Source organism: Mycoplasmopsis opalescens ATCC 27921, from assembly GCF_000712185.1.
GTDB lineage: Bacteria > Bacillota_I > Bacilli_A > Mycoplasmatales > Metamycoplasmataceae > Mycoplasmopsis > Mycoplasmopsis opalescens.
In genome coordinates this window covers 20,241-40,825 of sequence record NZ_JOOB01000012.1, presented here as the reverse complement: position 1 = coordinate 40,825, position 20,585 = coordinate 20,241, and the positions used below count along the sequence as shown (strand labels likewise).

Genomic DNA, 20,585 nt, shown 5'->3' with positions numbered 1-20,585 from the left:
TAATATATTAATTATTATTTGTTTTTACTTGATGGTTTTTAAGTTTTATTGTTCCCAAAACGACTGTAGTACAAGTGTTTTGGAAACATAATAAGCAAATTAAAATTCTAATATTATTTTTTTGGAATAATTGCAAAGTAAAAAAAGATCTATTTTTAAAAAAACAAATTCATTATATGTTCCAAAAAATACTGTATATTAATGAAAAAAGTAAAAAAAGCAAATAAATTGATTAATCATTAATATATACGTATCCGTCCATTTTTTTAATATCAATTACTGTAAATAGGGCTGATTCGTCAATTTCACGGACTTTATTTAAAATTATTGCTGCATCCATAAAAATGCAATTCGTAACAACCATTTGTTGCTCATTTCCGCTAAATCCTCCGACAAACTTATGAATACTTGCTGAAAAGTGTTTTCCATCAAAATGAGTTAGGATTTTTGCAATTTCTTTTGCATGCGGTGTAATTATTTCAACTTTAACTAATTTAAACTTTGGATAAAAAATATTTAAGGATGCACTATTGGTAATAATAAGGATAAAGTTAGCAATTAAAGTTATATTAAAATAGTTTTCTAATTTATAAACATTACCCGGTTCATAATCAAAAATATCATCAATTTTAGCTAATTCAATCGAATTTAACTGAATTGCGTTGGGTAAATAAGTTCCTAAAAGGTTAGCAATTAATAATGAGATCACATTAATAACGAAGAACATTGAGCCCAAATCTCTAAAGTTTCGGCGAGAAAGGTAAATTGCAAAAATATCAAACCCTGCACTAGTAGCATCGAAAATCATAACAATAGACATAATGGCGGCTTGAACGAATCCAAAAATAATAGCATAGAAAATTATTGATAAGTGTCGCAAGTTAAAACTTTGCCAGTGAATAATATCTACATTTGCTAATAAATCTTGACCATTGTGTGTAACTTGTGTATTTGGGTCTCCCAAAATAAATAATCTATCACTGCCAGGTATTGATGCAATAACAAAACCAGCTAAAGACATTGAAACTAAAAACGTTAATGTCATCCAACATATTTTTTTCCCAAGCTTAATATAACCAAAAATGATAATTGGTATGTTTCCAATCATATTTAAGCCCCAGAATAAAATATTGTAAATAAGCTTAACTATTTTTTCATCAACTCCATTTTTAGCTATTGAAACTTTGACTAGACGAGCTATTGCTTGGCAAAGACCCGTTAAACCTGTTTCATAAAGTCCTGTAATTTGAACAAAAATAAATATTGCAAAAGCATAAATAATGGCTATTAAAAAAACTATCAGATATTGTAATCACTCTCTTTTAATTTTGTGAAATGATTTAAAATGCAATAAGCTTTCACTAACTTTTTTTCTATTTTTAACAAAATTACCAAAAAGCCTATAAGCTTTAGTTGTGTTTAGCTCATTATTTTTCTTCTCTTCATTATTCATATTTTAATTATATTAATTTTTATTTATCAATAAATCACATTTATTTTTTAATTTAGAAAAAATACCAAAAAAACTGTGCTACAGTGTTTTTGGTAATAAAATAATCATTAATATTGTAATTTTTTTTCAATATTTTTTTTAGTTTTAAAAATTTTAGATATCTTATCAGCATTTTTTGTATATAAAACTCTTAATATTCACATTGATACAATAATAAACCATACAAAGGTAAAACCAATAATCATGATCCAAGGGTAAGAAACTTTATTATTAAAAATCATACTTACCCCCTCATATTCCCCACCAGGGTTTCAATCATATTCGCGGATACCAGTTATATTATAAGAAACCTTAAAATCACTTGAAATAATAAGAACATAACTAAAATATAAAATTGCTATTAAATGCAAGTAAACTAAATCAAAATAGTTGGGATTTTTATTTCTTCTAAAAGCCAAAATCCCAAAAACCATTAAGTATCAATGCATAAAAAAATAAAGCGGGTTGATTGTTGTACCAACAAAAAAATAATGTAAATTAAAAGGTATATTTGGTTCAGAAAATCTAACAAAATTTACAGTAAGCACTCCACCGAAAATACAGTAGGGAGCAAAAAAAGATGAAATTTTGCCTTTATAATCAAAAATAAAAAGTAATGAAAGAACTATAGCCATAAATGGACACATATCTAATAATAAGGCTGAGCTAAATATTGTGGAATGGTTATAATCTGGAGTTTTAATCTTAGACCAATCTAAGTTTGTAGCATAATTAATTAATTTTACTCAGTCATTGAAAAAGCGAAAATAAATAAGATAAGAAAGGAAAAAAATACCCACTATTTGCCAGCATATTATTTTAACTTTTTTACTATGATCGTAAAAAAAAGACATAAATTTACTTTTACTTCACTGTTTCTTATGCTTAATAAATATTTTAGGCATATAGGTATAAAACATATTAGTTATTATTATAGATAATAGTGAAATTAATACAATATAAAGGTAAACAATATCAAAGGTTAGCAAACTTTGTTTCATCATTTAATTATACCAAAATTTAAATATAATATTTTAGTTGTCTTGTTCCCAAAACATTTTTGATACAGCTATTTTGGGAACAAAAATAATTAATATAATTTTTTTAAAAAAATAAAAGCCGCAAATAGCGGCAGTTATAAACATATGGTACACCGTACAAGGCTCGAACTTGTGACCCGATGGTTAAGAGCCATCTGCTCTACCGACTGAGCTAACGGTGCATATCGAAACATAGTATATCACATTTTATATGTTTCGATAACTAATATGATATTTTTGAGTTTTTAGTAATCAATGGATTAATAATTATGTATGTGTAATAAATAATTAGCAGGTTAAATCAAATTTTTACTGGGCTAATTATAATGTATTGAAACATATAAACTAAAATATCATCTGGAATACCTGAAGCAAAACTTTGATCTGCATATGCAAGAAGTGGCACATTAATAAGTTCAATTCACATTGACATAATTACAATTGGTACAATAATAATATATTTGTGGTGGCTCATTTTAAATCTAGCAATCACTAAAAAAACTGACATTGAGCAAAAACCACTATTTATTATAATAATAAGACCAATTCTAGATGGTATAATACTGCGATCAATAATATCTTGTGGAATTAAGTAGCCAAAAATATAAATCATCGCAATAATAGTTGTAATTAATAAAATTAAAGCAATAATAAGGTTGAAATTCACAAGCATACTTTCATTTTTCTTAATCATAATGCTTTGACGCTTAAGGTAAAGTTGAATCATTTGGTCTTCAAGCTTTCTAATTTGTTTAGAATTTTCATTAAAAGCTAGTTTTAAAGATCTAATTTTGTCACTGATTGAATAAATTTTTTGATCAATGTTACTAATTCTAAAATCGCCTGAAAGCATAAATTTAAACACATTTAAAAATAATTTGCCTGTAATTCCAGCCACAATTCCAGACACCATTGCAACCATTGTATAAATTGGATTATAAGCACCCGGAAGTAATAAAAAACTAATTAAATCGGAACAAAGCGCCACCAATCCACCAATTGCGGGGCCAAAAATAAAACCACTAATTTTAATTGGCAAACCAATAAATGAACTTTTTCAGCCTGGATTGGAAGCAACTAAAGGAAAAATTTGGACAACAACTATATAAAAAACAACCGCTAGTGCTATTAAAATTCCCACAAAAGTTATTTTGCGGATTGTAAAATTGCCTAGCAATGAAAATGATTTCAGCTTATTAAAAAAACCTTTTTCGTTGTTTTGTTCGTTCTTGTGTAAATTCATATATTTATTATAATAAAATTGAGATATTTAACATATAAATAGTAAAATATTATTATTATTTATAAACATTTATTTAAGGAGAAAAAATGCTTTTTAACGAAATCAGTACAAAAAGAAGCGAAGATATTTTATTAAAAGCGCTATTTAAGGAAGATTTAGAAAACATTAAATTAAGCAACTTAATTGAAAAAAAATTCGCTGCAACTGAGTATTTAGATCAAAAATTAGCTTATGTTTACATGGGAGAGAAAGAAAAAGCTGATAAATCAATTAAACAATGAAATGAATATGTAACTTTTTTCAAAAATCTTTCATTGAATTTAGGCAGAAGTTACCAAGTTGATGTCGATAGTTTTACAACTGATGGTATTTGCTATGGCGGCGTTGTTGAAGCAATGGTTAAAGGAATTTACTTTGCTCATGCTGACTTATACAATGCTAAAGTTGAAAAACAAGAGAGCAAATTTAGATTAGTTCCATATTTAAACGAAGTGCCAGAATGAGTACAAGATCGTTTCAATAAGGCTTTAATTGTGGCTAAAAGTGTTAACTTTGTGCGTAATTTACAAGTTACACCTCCAAACATCTTAAATTCAGAAAAATTAGCTCAAATTGTGGCTGAAGATTTAGCTAAATATGACAACTTAAAAGTTTCTATTCTAAACAGAAAACAAATTGAAGAAAATAAAATGGGATTATTACTTTCAGTTAACCGTGGAAGTATGTATGAACCAAGAGTTGTTGTAATTGAATACAACGGAGACCCATCATCTAAAGAAAAAACTGTTTTAGTTGGTAAAGGTATTACATTCGATAGTGGTGGATACTCACTTAAACCTGCTCGTTCAATGCTAGGCATGAAATATGATATGTCTGGTGCAGCAATTGTGGCCGGTGCCTTACAATCGATCGCACAATTAAAACCAAAAAAAAACTTTGCAGCAATTATGTGTATTACCGATAACCGTGTAAATGGTGACGCTTCATTACCTGACAGTGTATGATATTCAATGAATGGTAAAAGCGTTGAAATCAACAATACAGATGCTGAAGGTAGATTGGTTTTAGCTGATGGTTTAACTTATGCAGTTAGAAAATTAAAAGCTACACGTTTAATTGACGTGGCTACACTAACTGGTGCAATTTTAGTTGCTTTAGGAACAACCTACACCGGAGCATGAGCTACTAGTGATAAAGCATGAGAAGATATTAAAGCAGCGAGCGAAAGATCACAGGAATTAATTTGAAGAATGCCTTTTGATGAAGCATTTAGCAAAAACATTAAAGCTTCAAAAGTTGCAGACTTAAAAAACACTGATTTATCTGGAAACGCCGGAAGTTGCTCAGCCGCTATGTTTTTAAAAGAATTTACCGAAGATGTGGAATACATTCACTTAGATGTTGCAGGTACTGCAGACATTAGTGAAGAGCCACAAGGAGTAATGGTAAGAACATTAGTAGAATTATCATTAATATAAAAATAAAAAAACAGTATTCTTGATATGTACCCAGAATCCTGGACGCATATCACTTAATGCTGTTTTTTTATTTTTTTAATTAGGAACTATAAGGTATTTTTCGAAAAGAAATTTATTTAAAAGTGATTCATCATCAAGATTATCTATTTGTTGCTTTCAAAAATTGTATTGTCTATTGCTAATTCCATTATTTTTTAAAAGCTTAATTAAATCATTTTCCTTTGAGATACTATTTTTTGGAAGTTCATTGTCAAAATTTTTATAAATTTTATTGAAATTAATTCTTATATGTTCTTCAATGTTGAATTTGTTGAGATTAATGCCTAAATTGAGTACTAATTTATCTAAATCAAATATATAGCTTTTCATTGCAATGTGTCGCGAAATATGACTTGGAAAATTTAAAAAATCAGTTTTAATTTTATCTAATTTTTGATTTTTAATAATTCTTGAAAATAGTAATCGGCCATCTTTTATTTCTGGATATCAACCAAATATTTCTGTCGATTCTTCGATATCATCTCATCAATTATTCAAAACCAAAACAGGGGCATTAAAAACAAAGTAGAGTTTATTTTTTAATAAATTTTTGTCATTGCTATAAGGTTCAAAACTTAACAAATTTTTATAATTAAAATCATCATTAAAGGCTAATCACCAATCATAAACTGGCTCGTTGATTATTTTTGAACTTTTCCTAATATATTCAATATATTTATCATAATTTTTTTCAAGTTGATTACCAGATAGAATTTTTTTAGTTATTGGAGCATTATATAATAAATCATTTTTATAACCAATGTAATGTTTAAATTGGTTGCTCATTAAAATTCTATGGTGATTATTGAAATAATTTTCAAAAAATTTTTTTTGATTAGGAATTTCCTTATTTTTATCATAATTTCGAGCTAAAAAATCAAATGGGAAGGCTAAGAATTTAGATAGAGCAATATAGTTAGTCGTAACTTCTGTATCTTGATTAAAAATATTTTTTGATATATCAGAGTCTTTAATTGTAATTATTTCATCCCATTTTGGTGTATTATCTTGATTAAAAATAATTTTTCGATCATGGTTAGTGTATAGATTGAATTTTTCGATGTTTGCTTTAATGGTTTCATTCATTTTTTCTTGAATATTATGAAAATCTAATTTTAAATTTTGCTCTTTATAGGAGCATGAAGTTAATGAAGGAGTTAATAAAATTGGAAATAATACAGAATTAATTATTAATTTATTAATTTTCATTAATCCCCCTCCTTATAATATAACTTCAATTTTCTTTTGTTAATATTTTTAGATCCAATAGACTTAAAGTCTTGAGTATCTTTTTTGTAACCTATATACAAGTCATACTTAATATTCGTATCACTAGTGTTTATTTGATGGATAAATTCATGATTTCCAAAAGGTATATCAGCTCATCGGGATATATTTTGTCCTTTTAAATCTAATGAATAGTCACTTGATAATTTGAAAAACCATTCCAGCTGTTCCGGTGTTTGACTGCCAAAATCGCTAAAATAATATTTAGGATTTCAGCCAGATTGCATTCAAGATAAAGCTAGACGATATCTACTTTGCGGTTGTATATCGATAAAATCTTTTAAAACTTTAGTTTGTAAATTGTCACCATAATAATTTTCTTCAAAATCAATGCTCGATCATTTGTTCTTTTTGTTTTTATTTTCAAAAAATTTTCTAATTTTAACTCAATTTGGCATTCCATAACCAGTTAATCTTTTCTTACCTCCTCTATTATATTTATCCATCTCATCTGTAAAAATTTTTGAAACACCTGTATAATTTTTAGCATAAACAGAATTCAAAGCAAAAATACTTTTAATGTCAGATGTATCAATTTCTCAATCTACCTTACTGTGATAAGTGGAAATCAATAAAGATATAAGACCGGTGATTATTGGACTGGTAAAACTTGTTCCAATTGGATTTCTTTTATAGATATCAGGTTTTTCTAATTCTTTATTTTTTCAAGTTATATTAAAACCGTTAATTGCCGAAATAAAATTAAAGTCAGGTGTGAATTTAAAATGAGTTGGCATATTGATAATAGAATTTAATTGGAAATGTGGAGTAATTGCACCAACACTAATCATATTGAAGCTTGTATTTTTATAAGTTGGTAAAAAAGCTTTAGATGATAAAAAAAGATTATATATTTTCTCTAGTAAATTGTTTTCAGGATGGATCTTATGCAATTCCCTTATTTTTTCAAAAATCTGTTCATACTCATCATACTCATTTCCAGAAGCACCTACAAAAATAATTCCATATTTATAAGAATACTCATCTATGATTGAACCCATTTTAGAACTATATGGCCACCAATTAGTGCTTAAATGCTGATAAATTTTTATTAAATGTTCAGTATTCTCATCTTTTTTAAATTCATCAATTCAATTTAAAATATCTTTTAAAAATGATAGATCTGGACCCATCGAAATGTTTATAACTTTAACCCCTTCTTGAACAGCTCAATTTAATTTCTTAATCAAATCATCCATGTCTTTGGTTTTACCAAAGCTATACAATTCAGCATATGGATTAATTCCTGATACTCCTCCGATAAAAGATGCAACTTTAGTCGAATGTTCAGTTCTTTCTGAAAAATCTTCATTTGTACCCGAAAATGTTTTATATTTTAAATTTGAGTTTTTGGGTTGAATTATTTGACCAAAATCTACATGTTCATTATCGATTATCCCAACTTTAACCCTCTTATAAGAACCACCATTATTTTCTAATAACCATTTTTTAAATCCTAAAACACCTATTGGTTTAAGTGCTTCATCATAAACGTGTGAAACATTTTTATATAATAATTCTGAATTTGGATTGTTTGGAGAATCACTATTTTCTGTGTTCCAATTATTAATGAATGCAGAAGTTAAAAAAATCGGCGATAATGGTATCATTCCATAAAAAACTTTTTGTAAAAGCAATTTTTTCATTTCTTCCTCCTATAAAATTTTATCATTTTATATTTGTTTAAATATTAAGAAAGATATCGCAACAATAAAAACATGGCTATACCATGTTTTTATTGTTATTTTTTGTATGGAATAACATGTACGTGTGTATGAAAAATAGTCTGTTCAGCTTCGGCGCCTGTATTAATAATAATTTTAAAACCACCATAATTAGTGTCCAAAACTCTTTGTTTACCGAGTTTACGGGCAACATTAATTAAATGTGAAGCATATTCTTCACTAGCTTCTGTAATGTTAGCTGATTTTACTTTTGGAATAACTAAAAAGTGTCCAGGTTGAATTGGGAATTTATCCATAATAGCGATGCATTTATCATCTTCATAAATAATTTCGGCTGGAATTTTGCGGTCAATAATGTCCAAAAAAATATGATCCATAATTGTTCCTTATATTCTATTTTTGTTTCGAATCTTTATCTTTTTTATCTTTGCCGTCTTTATTATCTTTGCCGTCTTTTTTCTCTTCTTTTTCCACAAAAACCAAGTCTTTTAAAGCTTCTTTAACAATATCGTTATCGATATTAATTTTAATTTTAAAGCCTAATTTCGCATATGAATTAATAGCTTTATCATAAAGTGATCCATCTTTTAAGTAAAAGATAAATGAAATTAGGTCTAATTTATCACGGAAAAAGGTACCATTGAATGTTAAAAGTTTAACTTTAGTTTTTTCATCTTTTTTAGCATCTTCTGAATTAGGTAATTCAACTTCTTTAGCTGCTCCAATTGGTGCGATTTGGTTAATATAAGCAACAATTGGTTTATCCGAATTTTCGCCTCGCTTGTAAGGTTCAATTTTAAATGTATCTGCTGAAATAAAATCTAAATTAATAATTCGATTATTATTAGCATCATAATATCCATAAAGTCTATTTGCTTCTTTATTTTTAAGATTTTCATAATCTCAAGAAAGATTGTAGCTAGTAAATCCAGTTTTAAAGCCTTTGTAGCCGTCTAATCATTGATCTGGTTGCTTTTCATTTTGTGTTTCACTAGTTGCTTTTTCTCTTAATAGTTCAAAATCGCTAACTATTTTTTTAGTTTTTGCATTGCCTTTGATTCCTTTTTTAATGAAGAAATCATTGAAACTATTAATGCCTGTAATTGTAGCGTGTGGTGTGATGAAAAATGGGTGTTTAACGTCTGTTGAGCCATCAAATTCTCATTGTTGCACTAGTTTTTTTTCTAAAGCGTACTTAATTATTGTGTAATATTCCAACTCATATTTAAGATTTTTGTCGTATTTGAAATCTTTATCTAGTTTTTTAAGTTCTTCAACATTTTTCTTAAGATTTTTTTCTTTATCGTCATCTAATTTTCGGTTACCAATTTCAAAATATTTATGCACTAAAAGCATTTTTTCAATTTCATTTCTGATTTGAGTTTTGTCTTTTAATCATAATAGTATGAATTGTTCTTCGGTAAGAGGTTGAGTTGCACGAACATCACCAAAAGCGGCTAATTCTTGAGAGGTAAAAATATTAGCTTTAGCTCATTCATTAATTTTTTCTTCAAAATAGTGGCTATTTGCTGTTTTTTTATCACTTTCATAAAGTCTAAATGCTTTTAAACTATCTTTATATAGTTGCGAATTTTTATTTTTAAATGATTCTTGATAAATAGTTAATTTGTTTGCGTCACTAACATTAATTCCATAAAGCGAAGCTAAAATACTTTGCACATATTGTTTTGAAACTTCATCACGAATTTTGCTTAATTTTTTATCTTGATCAATTTTTTCTTTTGAATCAATTTTAACTCCGCCACATGAAACTGCAACTGTTGGTAATAATAAGGCTGGACATAAAGATAATAAATTTTTAAATAGCTTTTTACTCATAATTACCTCCTATTTGCTTCCTCGTGATACATTTAAAATTTCATCACGTAAGACTTTTTCTAAAATTTCATATGCGGTTTTCTTATAGTTATCATTATTATTTACAAGATAAACTTTATTATCACCATTACGCACAAAGTCATTATTTAAGTTGCTATCCGCTAAAGTATTAATGTAAGTTTCAAGAGATTTTGAATATTTAAGGACATCACTTCTGCGGTTATAGTAATTGGCTTGTTTATTTTGTTCAATAAAGTTATCAATATCATCATCGGTGTATTTTTTACCACCAATAACTTTTCCTGATTTATCCACTTTATAAGTTAAATTATTGTCTTTATCTAAATCATAAATATTGTATTGTTTTTTTAGATGATCTTTAAAGTCGTTATCATGCAATAATGCCTTAATTACAGTGTTTTTAGAAGAATTGTCTTTATTTAATTGAGCCAAGATATTGTAGTGAACACCGCTTAAATTTTTGTATTTTTCTTTTAAGTAGAAATCGCTAATAATCATTTCTTTAACATCTTTTTTGACGTCAGGAGCGGAGTTAATATGAGCGGATTTAATTAAAGTGATACCCTTAGTAGTTAATAATATTTTTCACCCTTGTTGATCTTTTAGTTTGTAAACAGTATCATATTTACCTTGCTCATTTACAAAAATTTTCTTAATTGCATCGGCAACATATTCATTAATTTTCTTCTCTACATCTTTATCATTTTCTCTAACTGTAATTCTGCTGTCTGGATTTTCATAAAATTCTTGAATTTTTTCATTATATTCACTAATTTTTTTAACGTTTTCTTCATTATTACTATTGTATTGCGGAATTTGATTGTCTTGAATGCCGGCTGCTTTTTCAATTTCTTTAGCAATTTTCTTTAATTCTGTGAATAAATCAATTTCTTTAAGTTTTGAATCATCGCTTGAGTTAGAAGTTCCACTTTTTAATACACCACTCAAAAAGCTTAATGATTCAAGAGCATTGTCGCCACCTGCGGTTAATAAGTTAGTAAATGATTTAACGCCATCTGTTCCTCAGTTGTTTTTAATTTCATCTGAATCACTTGAAAGTTGAGCTAAAACAAGACCATAATCAATTGCTTCTGGACTAAGTTCATTTTTGTTGTTTTTTACCTTCTCTGCTATGGTTTTGTAATCACTTAGCTTGCTTGAAATAACATCAAAATTTGATTTTAATGTGTTATTAATAGCACGAGGTCACATATATAAAGTTTTAAGGAATTGGTCAGCATTAACTGTTCAAGTTCCACCTTTAATTTTGCTATCTTTTGATTGAGTTGCGGGTACTACACCAGGTAAAGTAAAGCGACTTGATAAATAAATTTTTTCTTTAGCTAATCATGAATCAATAAATTTTTCGCCATCTTTAGTTTCAGTATTAAAAGTTTTTCCATTTTTTTCTGTGGCAACAAAACTTTCAGTTACAAAAGTAATTTTTTTGTCAATTCCTTCGATTTCAAAGTAGTTTTTGTCTTTTTGCAATCATGGGAAAACTAAATCACCTTGTCTAAATAAAATTTCATCAGTTACTTTTCCATCAGCTCCAATTTTCTTAATATCAGCATTTGCTTTACGTTTAATATCTTTAATATTAGCTGTTGTTGAAAGTCTAAAACGACGCAACGCATCACGCTGAATTTCTTGGTATACTTGGTGATCAACTGCTTCTTCAACTGTTTTTGAACCATTAAAGTTTTTACCTAATCATTCGGTAAATTGTTTTTCTCATTTTTCATAACCGAAAACTTTAATCATTTGATCACGTACGTCAGCAATTAAATTTTCATGTTTTTTCTTTAACTCGCTAATAGGTTTTAATGCAATAGTTTTGCTTTCTTTTTCCTCTGGTTCACGTGAAGAGTTTCATAATCTTTGATATTCTTCTGAAGCCTTAACTTCTTGATCATAAAGATAGTAAACCATGATTTTGTAAAGTTGTTCTAATTGTTTTTCGGGGTCTTTAGCAACTTCATTAGCTTTTTCTAAACCTAATTCGCCTATTTTATAGGTAATTTTTTCCCCATTAGGTAAGGTAATTGTATAAACTAAAACATCATCTTTAAGCTTTTCGTTAATTATTTTACGAGTACTATTAATTGCTAATGGAATAGTAATCCCAGCTGCTACAGCACCTACTAAAATTGTTGCAGGAACTAGAAATACTCATTTTTTACGCTTAGGTGGTTTATTAGATTGAGATGATCCGCCTTGTTGGGCATTTTTCTTAGTTAATCTCTCAAAAAATGATTCTTTTTTAACTTTAGCCATAATTCTCCTTAAATACTAATATTTAATATTATATATAATATTCTTTTTTATGATAATATAATTACCATATGAAAAATATTTTAGCAACCGCATATAATAAATTAGTTTCGATTCTAAAAAATGAAGAGATGTTTTTTTCTATTAATACTGTGAATAAGCATTTTCAGACAAAAGACACAACCATTAAAAATGGTGAATTACATATTGCCTTGTGATACTTAGATTTTTTAAAATTAAAAGAAAAATATCCAGAATTTATTTTTTTAGAATCTAAATATATGGGTTCATTAATTCCTCATTTTAGTTACGATGGTGGACAAATATATTTAGATATCATAATCGGTACAAATTCAAATAAGCTAAAAAAACTAGATAACCCCCATTTTAAAAAAATATTAAAAGCTAGCGATACGTCTCAAAAAAGTTTCTTTATTAAAACAATTTATAAAAACAAAAAAATCTATATTGATAAAATAATTGAACTTTTTGCCGATGAAAAATACACAAAATTACTTATTTTAAGTGATGATTATCGTTTTATTAGAATTTACGACAATATTGATGTAACTAAGATGCTTGAGTTAGAAGTCTCTGGTTTAAAAATTCCAATCTTTCGAGAAATATATAAAAGTTATGAAGAAATATCATAGCTTTTTTACTGATATACTTGTAATACAGTTGTTTAAGCAAAAAATATTAAAATAAAAAAAAAGTTGTAGCCAAAAACACTGTGCTACAGTTTTTTTAGCTACATATCACCTTGATTAATTAACCGTGAATTTTGCTTTTTGTTTCAAGGTTGTTTATGCTGGATCCGATCAACGAATAATTTGCCCTCTAAATGGTCTAACTCATGCTGAGCCACGATTGCTAAGTAACCAGTTAAATCATATCTTTTTATTTTTTTCTCATTGTATGAATATGCATCGATAACTATGCGATTTTTCCGATAAACATATCCGTCTTGATTTGGTCAAGTATAAGAAACAGATAAGCAACCTTCCCCTTCATTTAATGCGACTTCAAAATCACTTTTTGCCACTACTACAGGGTTAATCAACACATCTTTAAGCTCAATAACATTATGCGAGTTTGCTGGATCAGCCATTGAAGCATTGATGTAAAACATACGTTTCAAAATACCATACTGCACAGCTGCAACCCCTACACCAGGCTGGAATTTCGATCCTTCTTGTTGTGAATCATCAATATGTCAAATCATTTTTTCAGCTAATTCTATATCTTCGGCACTTAATGGGATTTTGACTTCTTTAGATTTTTCGCGTAATACTTTTTTAGGTAATTTAACTAAATTAATTTTATACATAAAATAATTATATAATAAAGTAACTAAGGAGCAAAAATGTTAAGAATTATCTCGGGAAAGTATAGACATCAGATTATCGAACAGCCACCTAAAGAAATAACGAGAGCAACTAAGGATAAAATACGCGAAGCTATTTTTTCATCAATTCGCTATGATTTAGAAGAAGCTATTTTTCTTGATTTATGTGCTGGTTCAGGTGCTTTTGGACTAGAAGCAATTAGTAATGGAGCAATGAAAGCTATTTTTGTCGAAAACGACTATAGAGCAGTTAAAATAATTAAAAATAATTGCTCAAAATTAGGCGCAAATAATATTGAAATAAATAATATTGATGTCTTAAATTATTTAAAAAATAAGGAAGGCTGTAAATATGATTTTATATTTTTTGATCCACCTTATAAAGACAAAAATCTTTATTTTGAAGTAATAAAATTAATTTCCAAAGGTAAATTATTAGCAAAAAATGGGCTATTGGTTGTCGAACATGAAGCAGAATTAATCTTAGAAACCCCAGAGAACTTAACTATTCAAAAACAAAAAAAATATGGCGAGATATTAGTTAGTTTTATTGCTAATAATAACTAAGCGCCTTTTTTTATTATCTAAATATTTATAGATTTTTTTCATAAGATAGTAAGCGGTTACGATATTCCTCACGAATATTCTTAAGTGGAACTAATTTATTATCTCGTTTCACAAATCAGTAATCAAAACCATTTACTCTTGCTGATTTTTTATTTGATAATTGAGCTGCAGCGGTATGTATGTCAACTACAGATCCGCCTTCGAGTAAAAGTTTACCATCTTTAGTTAGAAAAGCTTTTTTGTGAGATTGATTGTAAAGAAAAAATTGTTCATTTTCTTGTAAATAATTAGCTTGAACCATATCTTTCAATGGTGCTTTTAATGGTTTAATATCAAAAGTTGCTTTTTCAATATCAGTTATTTTAACTGTGGTTTCATCTATTCTTCGTTGTCCGTAATCACAATATTTTTTTTCTTTTTCAATCATTATGTAATTTCTGCCTGTTTGTTTTGCAATTTTGGCTGTGGTCATTGTGCCACCAAAAGGGTCTAAAACCGTATCCCCTATTTTTGAACTAATATTAATAATTCTATAAAGCAACTCTTCGGGTTTTTGTGTATTATGAAGTTTCTGACCATTCTGATCCTTTAATCTTTCATTACCGCTAGCTACTGAAAATCTCCAAACAGATCCAAGTTGCTTACGATTACCCTTAGAATAATTTTCAACATCAATATTTAGCTCTTTAGCTGTTTTATAGTTAAAAGTGTATTTAGAATTTTCATTTTTAGTAGCTCAAATTAAGGTTTCATGACTATTTGTTAATCTAGTTCCTTTGAAATTTGGAGTTGGATTACTCTTGTTTCAAATTACATCATTAATTATTCAAAAGCCAATATCTTGCATTATTCCACCAATACTATAAATACATTGCATACCACCAATTACCCATAATGAACCATTCTTTTTTAAAACCCTATAACATTCACTAAGCCATTTTTTAGTAAATTCATTATATTCAAGATTAGAATCAAATTTATCCCAATCATCATTCACACCCTTAAATTCAGTTCCTTCGACTCTTAATAATGTCCCACTGGTTCGCATTCAATATGGAGGATCGGCAAATATTAAATCAATACAGTTATCAGGTATAGTTTTAAAAGCTTCTAAACAATCAGCATTTATAATGCTATTTAACATTTTTAACCTCTCTTTTCATTCTTATATCTTTCGCTTTTTTAAGATTATCACCATCAGAAAAATACTCTTCAATAATTTTTAGTGAACTTGAATTATTAGAATTTAATTTCTTTCATAAATTACTTTTTAAGTTTACCAGTGCATCTAAAACTTCTATATCTTTGCTAAAATTTGGTATTTCTAAAACATCATCGCTTAAACAACTGTATTTTTTAATATGCTGGATTAATTCATCTCACATATCATCCATACTTATTAAGCTAAAAAAATCTTTTCCATAGACTAAGTAAAAATTATCTTCACAATTACCAAATGTGTTTTCAATAGATTGTGAATAAAATTTTCTGTTTTTTTCAAAATCAGGGTCTATAAACCAAAGGTATGAATTAATTTCTTTATCTTTATATTTTTCTTTAATGGCCTCATACTTCAATCTGAAATTTTCGAACTGGCCGCGCTTTTTAGAACTATCATGATCATCACGAATTTTTTGTTCAACCATAAAAATTGTTTTACCATCACTGAAAAGATGATCAATATTTTGTTTTTCATTGTTTTCATTAATGATATCTCTGTTTAAAATTTTATAGCCTTTAATAGATAAATATTCTTTGACTATTTTTTCCATAAAATCACCAAATTTAATCTCTCGGCTTTGTGAAATAAATTGAATTATTTTTTGCCTTTTGCTTGTTGGCCTAAATACGCTTATAAATCGTTTTGGATTTTTAATAATTGCTTCTAAAATTTTTTCTACACTTATCTTTAATTCTTGATTTATTTTTTCTTCAAATGCTTCGTATGAAATATACATAATCCCCCAAAAATCTATTAATATAATTATAAACAATATAAGTAATAATGCTATTTTGATTGCTAAAAATAATGATAATGAAGTGATTTATCCACATAGTTAAAACAACTAAAAAACCTATAAAATTGATAAAAAAATAAAAAAAGCTAACAAACACAACACTACTTAATATGGCTGCTACATTTCTGTCCTGACCAGGTTATAAGGTTATTGTTTTGTTAGCTAAAGTATTATATTATTAATTAAAATAAATGTTACTATTATTTAGTTATAAAATAGTAAAAATAAATTTTACTAAAAATCTTTTTCCACAGGCTTTTTAGATAATTTTAATGTAATTTAATTTATACAAATATTAATATATAATTAAAATATGAAAAAATTATCATATAAAGATATCTCAAAAGCCGCTGGCGTTTCGATTTCCACAATATCAAGATACTATAATAAAGGTTATGTAAGCAAAAACACTAAAAAGAAAATAGAAGAAGCGGTTAAGGCTTATGATTATTACCCAAACCATGGGGCGCGATTAATTAGAGGTCGTGACAATAGTATTTTTATTATCGTACCTGAATGATATGAAAATGCTTATACAGCAATTATGAACGGGATTGAAGAAGAAGCAAAAAAACATAAAAAACGTGTTTTTATAACTCATTCTGAAGACAACGCTGAATATTATATCGAAACAATTAAATATGTTTTAGCCTGAAAACCTAGTGCAATAGTCTTTTTCTTACCAAAAGAAAATACAAAAAAAGTTATTGATTTCATCGATGAACATCTTGATGATACAGTTGGATTAATTTATGGTTCCGATGCACAAAATGTTTCATCTGTTGATATCGACTATGAAGAAGCATTCTACAATGTAACGAAAAAACTTTTTGAACATATTGATGAAGGCGAAAAAATTGTTTATGCTGAAGATGAAAAATTATCTTTAGAACAAAGAAAAAGCAGGGTATCTGGATTCATCAAAGCATGTGAAGAATTGAAAATTCCTTATTTAATTCAAACTTATAACAACCGTTCGCAAAAAGATGTACAAAAATTCCAAACTTTTTTACGCCACAAAAACTTAGTTAACGTTGTATCTTCAACTCATGAAATTTTTATTAATATGATTAGCTCAGGAGATAAAAACGTTAGATTAACTGATATTGGTTTTAAATCAATTTATGATACTCAAAAAAAATATACAGCTAAAATTTACATAAATTATTCTGCGATCGGAAACGAAATGGAAGAGATTTTAAACGTCGCAGCCACAACAAATAAAAAAATAAAACGAACATTTAAAACAACAATTATTGAATAATATAAAATAAACAACAACCATTTTTAAGTTGTTGTTTATTTTATTAAAAACCCAGTAGTACAAGGTTTTTAGTTAATTGTTATTTCAATTTATTAATTACTTGAACAAGTTCTTGGTATGGTAAGTATCCAACTCCAGTATGAATAATTTCTTTCCCTTTTAAAACATATCATGTTGGCAAGCTTTGAACGTGAAATTCATTAGCTAATTCTTTATTTTGATCTACATCAACTCTATAAACTGGAACATTATCATTTGCAGCTAATTGTTGTAATGATTCTTTGAACATTCTGCAAGGAGGGCATCATATAGCATGAAAAACAACTAAGTGTAATTCTTCCTTGCCTCTAACATTAGAGTTATATTCGTTCGTATTAATTTCGTAAAACATTTTCTTCACCCTTTCAATTGTTAATTGTGATTACATTTTATAGCATTTTTAAAAAACTTCAAAAAAATATTATTATTTTTAATAAAAATTAAACTTTTTTATTTTAGCTTCATATTTTTAATGTCTTTTTCAAATACCTTTCATTGTCTCTTTCTTTAATTAATTCACGTTTATCAATTTTATTAAGCCCTTGAGCTAAAGCAATTTCCACTTTAATTCGGCTTTGATTATTAAAGTAAATTTTAGTAGGTATTATGGTTGAACCATTATACTTTTCTTTTTTACTATATAGGCGTAATAATTCATTTTTATGCATTAGGAGCTTGCGTTGTCTTTGTTCATCAACTTTTAAAAGCATGTATTTTTTAAATGTTGCATTTTCTAAAAGTAATTCGCCTTTTTTAAAAAAACAATAACTATTATTTAATTGAACAGTGCCTGCACGAGCTGATTTAACTTCTCAACCTAAAAGTTCAATTCCACACTCATGTTTTTCAATTATTTTATAATTATGTACTTGTTTACGATTATCAGAAATCACTTTCATAGTTAACTAATTTTAATATAAAAAATTGCCCTAGCGGCATTTTTTAGAATAATTTTCAATAATATTTTAATTAAAGATCAATATTTTTAACATACTTGGCATTTGCCTCAATGAATTCGCGACGAGGTAAAACTTCATCACCCATTAAAGTTGTAAATACCCAATCAGCTCTAGCTGCGTCTTCGATTTGGACTTGAAGCATTTGTCTGTTTTCAGGATCCATTGTAGTCTCTCATAATTGTTCAGGATCCATTTCTCCAAGACCTTTATAACGTTGGATAATTACCTTCATGTTTTGATTAGGTAATTCAGCAAGAATTTTTTCTTTTTCTGCATCACTATAGGCATATGCAACAAATTTATTTTGTTGAATTTTATATAAAGGGGGTTGTGCAATATAAACAAATCCATATTCAATGAGCTGCCTAAAATATCTATAGAAGAAAGTCAATAATAAGGTTCTAATGTGGGCACCATCGACATCGGCATCGGTCATAATAATGATTTTATGATAACGAAGCTTGTTAATATTAAATTCTTCACCAACTCCAGTTCCAAGAGCAGAAATTAAAGTTAATATTTCAGCATTAGCAAAAACTTTTTTAGGTTGATTTTTTTCTACGTTAATCACTTTTCCACGTAGTGGTAAAATTGCTTGGATTTGCCGATCACGTCCCATTTTAGCAGAACCACCAGCACTATTACCTTCGACAATATATAGCTCTGAAATTTCTGCGTTTTTTGAAGAACAATCAGCTAGTTTGCCTGGTAATGATCCTGAATCAAAAACAGTTTTACGTCTTGCAGCGTCACGTGCGGCTTGACCTGCTAGACGTGAATGTTTAGCATCAATAGCTTTTTTAACTATTGATTTTGCTTCGGTAGGATTTTCATTTAAAAATCTTTCTAATGTTTCAGAAAACACCTTGTTTACAGCTATTCTAGCATCTTTATTACCTAATTTTCCTTTAGTTTGACCCTCGAAAATTGGGTCAGTGTGTTTAATTGAAACTATGCCGACTAGTCCTTCTTTAACATCGTCACGATTAACTTTATCATCTTCAGTCCTAATCATATTAGCTTCTAGACCATAATTATTAATTAAACGAACTAAAGCATCATAGAATCCGCTTTCATGGGTTCCACCTTCAACAGTGATAATGTTATTAGCATAGGTTACAACGTTACCCGTAACTCTTTCATTATATTGAATAGCTACTTCAACCATCACCTCTGGTTGATCTTGATAAGCATATTGACCACGAGCATAAATTACTTCTTGGTGGAGCAACTTTTGACCATTATTAAGTTCTTTAACATAATCAACAATTCCGCCTTCAAAATAATACTCTTGGAATGTTTCATCTCGTTCATCAGTAACATGAATTCTTAAACCTCCGTTAAGGTAAGCAATTTGTTTTGCATGGTCTAAAATAACGCCTTTATCGAATTCATTTTTTTCCATTATTGAATAGTCAGGATGGAACTTAACTCTAGTTCCAGTATCATTTTCGCCAACTTGACCAATAACAGAAAGCGACTGAACAGTTTGACCACCATTATTAAAATGTGCATAATGTAATTTACCATCACGCTTTACTCAGACTTCAAAATCATCGCTTAAAGCATTAACAACTGATGCACCAACACCATGCAATCCACCACTGACTTTATATGTTTCACTGTCAAATTTTCCTCCAGCATGCAAAACAGTTAAAACTGTTTCGACTGTAGACAAGCCAGTTTCGGGGTGGATTGTTGTAGGAATTCCCCGACCATCATCGTTTACTTCAATGTATCCATCTTTAGTTATTTTAATATCAATTTTGCTTGCAAAACCAGCCATACATTCATCGACTGAGTTATCAACAATCTCTCAAATTAAGTGGTGTAAACCACGTGCACCAGTTGTGCCAATATACATACCGGGACGAACCCTTACTGCTTCTAACCCTTTTAAAACACGTATGCTATTAGCGGTATAATTTTGTGAACTCATGAAGCCCCCTATATTTAATATTAATATTATATACTAATTTAATAGAAATCAAA

General features: G+C 28.0%; 18 protein-coding genes, 1 tRNA gene and 1 other RNA gene. 4 read left to right on the top strand and 16 right to left on the bottom strand.

All coding sequences use genetic code 4. The features are described 5' to 3' along the window. Positions 1–232: 232 nt before the first annotated feature. The 4 genes from T385_RS0101215 to T385_RS0101200 form a co-directional block, all read right to left on the bottom strand. The gene (locus T385_RS0101215; protein ID WP_029905792.1) at positions 233–1,453 is read right to left on the bottom strand and encodes a YitT family protein; all 1,221 of its coding nucleotides are present in this window, start codon (positions 1,451–1,453) and stop codon (positions 233–235) included. A gap of 107 nt (positions 1,454–1,560) precedes the next feature. Next, positions 1,561–2,346 carry a DUF5378 family protein gene (locus T385_RS0101210; RefSeq protein ID WP_029905791.1) on the bottom strand — a complete coding sequence of 262 codons (786 nt, stop codon included), beginning with the start codon at positions 2,344–2,346 and terminating at the stop codon, positions 1,561–1,563. Positions 2,347–2,638: 292 nt separating this feature from the next. Then, positions 2,639–2,714: transfer RNA gene (locus tag T385_RS0101205), tRNA-Lys, on the bottom strand. 41 nt (positions 2,715–2,755) lie between these two features. Continuing rightward, positions 2,756–3,775: a folate family ECF transporter S component gene (locus T385_RS0101200; RefSeq protein ID WP_051677949.1), complete on the bottom strand. Its 1,020-nt coding sequence runs from the start codon at positions 3,773–3,775 to the stop codon at positions 2,756–2,758. Between the two features lie 86 nt (positions 3,776–3,861). On the opposite strand from T385_RS0101200, the gene T385_RS0101195 reads away from it, so the two are divergent. Further along, positions 3,862–5,253, top strand: a complete 1,392-nt coding sequence (locus T385_RS0101195; protein WP_029905786.1) for a M17 family metallopeptidase — start codon at positions 3,862–3,864, stop codon at positions 5,251–5,253. 75 nt (positions 5,254–5,328) lie between these two features. Here the strand turns inward: T385_RS0101195 and T385_RS0101190 are convergent, their stop codons facing one another. The 5 genes from T385_RS0101190 to T385_RS0101170 all read right to left on the bottom strand — a co-directional run bounded on the left by T385_RS0101190 (position 5,329) and on the right by T385_RS0101170 (position 12,401). Continuing rightward, a complete protein-coding gene (locus T385_RS0101190; RefSeq protein WP_029905784.1) occupies positions 5,329–6,501 on the bottom strand; it encodes a hypothetical protein in 1,173 nt (390 codons plus the stop codon). Continuing rightward, a complete protein-coding gene (locus tag T385_RS0101185) occupies positions 6,501–8,225 on the bottom strand; it encodes a S8 family serine peptidase (RefSeq protein WP_029905782.1) in 1,725 nt (574 codons plus the stop codon). The genes T385_RS0101190 and T385_RS0101185 overlap by 1 nt, the downstream gene beginning before the upstream one ends. Before the next feature lie 95 nt (positions 8,226–8,320). After that, complete coding sequence (hinT, locus tag T385_RS0101180) at positions 8,321–8,641, bottom strand: histidine triad protein HinT (RefSeq protein WP_029905773.1); 321 nt, start codon at positions 8,639–8,641, stop codon at positions 8,321–8,323. 16 nt (positions 8,642–8,657) lie between these two features. After that, a complete protein-coding gene (locus T385_RS0101175; protein WP_051677948.1) occupies positions 8,658–10,103 on the bottom strand; it encodes a HinT-interacting membrane complex lipoprotein P60 in 1,446 nt (481 codons plus the stop codon). A gap of 9 nt (positions 10,104–10,112) precedes the next feature. Then, positions 10,113–12,401, bottom strand: coding sequence for a HinT-interacting membrane complex protein P80 (locus tag T385_RS0101170; protein ID WP_029905770.1), 2,289 nt, complete (start codon positions 12,399–12,401; stop codon positions 10,113–10,115). Positions 12,402–12,469: 68 nt separating this feature from the next. Between T385_RS0101170 and T385_RS0101165 the strand changes: the two genes are divergently transcribed. Next, positions 12,470–13,051 carry a hypothetical protein gene (locus T385_RS0101165; protein WP_029905767.1) on the top strand — a complete coding sequence of 194 codons (582 nt, stop codon included), beginning with the start codon at positions 12,470–12,472 and terminating at the stop codon, positions 13,049–13,051. A 98-nt stretch (positions 13,052–13,149) separates the two neighbouring features. On the opposite strand, the gene def is transcribed toward T385_RS0101165, so the two are convergent. Further along, positions 13,150–13,728 carry a peptide deformylase gene (def, locus tag T385_RS0101160; RefSeq protein ID WP_029905766.1) on the bottom strand — a complete coding sequence of 193 codons (579 nt, stop codon included), beginning with the start codon at positions 13,726–13,728 and terminating at the stop codon, positions 13,150–13,152. A 36-nt stretch (positions 13,729–13,764) separates the two neighbouring features. On the opposite strand from def, the gene rsmD reads away from it, so the two are divergent. Then, complete coding sequence (rsmD, locus tag T385_RS0101155) at positions 13,765–14,313, top strand: 16S rRNA (guanine(966)-N(2))-methyltransferase RsmD (protein ID WP_029905765.1); 549 nt, start codon at positions 13,765–13,767, stop codon at positions 14,311–14,313. A 25-nt stretch (positions 14,314–14,338) separates the two neighbouring features. On the opposite strand, the gene T385_RS0101150 is transcribed toward rsmD, so the two are convergent. The 3 genes from T385_RS0101150 to ffs all read right to left on the bottom strand — a co-directional run bounded on the left by T385_RS0101150 (position 14,339) and on the right by ffs (position 16,498). Further along, complete coding sequence (locus T385_RS0101150) at positions 14,339–15,457, bottom strand: site-specific DNA-methyltransferase (RefSeq protein ID WP_029905764.1); 1,119 nt, start codon at positions 15,455–15,457, stop codon at positions 14,339–14,341. Further along, on the bottom strand, positions 15,447–16,271 hold the full coding sequence (locus tag T385_RS0101145; RefSeq protein WP_051677947.1) for an HpyAIV family type II restriction enzyme: 825 nt from the start codon (positions 16,269–16,271) through the stop codon (positions 15,447–15,449). Before T385_RS0101145 ends, T385_RS0101150 begins: the two co-directional genes overlap by 11 nt. A gap of 138 nt (positions 16,272–16,409) precedes the next feature. Beyond that, positions 16,410–16,498: signal recognition particle sRNA small type (gene ffs / locus T385_RS03625), an RNA gene on the bottom strand. 146 nt (positions 16,499–16,644) lie between these two features. On the opposite strand from ffs, the gene T385_RS0101140 reads away from it, so the two are divergent. After that, a complete protein-coding gene (locus T385_RS0101140) occupies positions 16,645–17,595 on the top strand; it encodes a LacI family DNA-binding transcriptional regulator (RefSeq protein WP_029905762.1) in 951 nt (316 codons plus the stop codon). 79 nt (positions 17,596–17,674) lie between these two features. Here T385_RS0101140 and T385_RS0101135 read toward each other — a convergent pair whose 3' ends face one another. From T385_RS0101135 to gyrB, 3 genes are all read right to left on the bottom strand, one after another. After that, positions 17,675–17,986, bottom strand: a complete 312-nt coding sequence (locus T385_RS0101135; RefSeq protein ID WP_029905761.1) for a thioredoxin family protein — start codon at positions 17,984–17,986, stop codon at positions 17,675–17,677. A gap of 103 nt (positions 17,987–18,089) precedes the next feature. After that, on the bottom strand, positions 18,090–18,533 hold the full coding sequence (gene smpB, locus T385_RS0101130; RefSeq protein WP_029905759.1) for an SsrA-binding protein: 444 nt from the start codon (positions 18,531–18,533) through the stop codon (positions 18,090–18,092). A 70-nt stretch (positions 18,534–18,603) separates the two neighbouring features. Then, positions 18,604–20,532, bottom strand: a complete 1,929-nt coding sequence (gene gyrB, locus T385_RS0101125) for a DNA topoisomerase (ATP-hydrolyzing) subunit B (protein ID WP_029905757.1) — start codon at positions 20,530–20,532, stop codon at positions 18,604–18,606. Between the last annotated feature and the right edge of the window lie 53 nt (positions 20,533–20,585).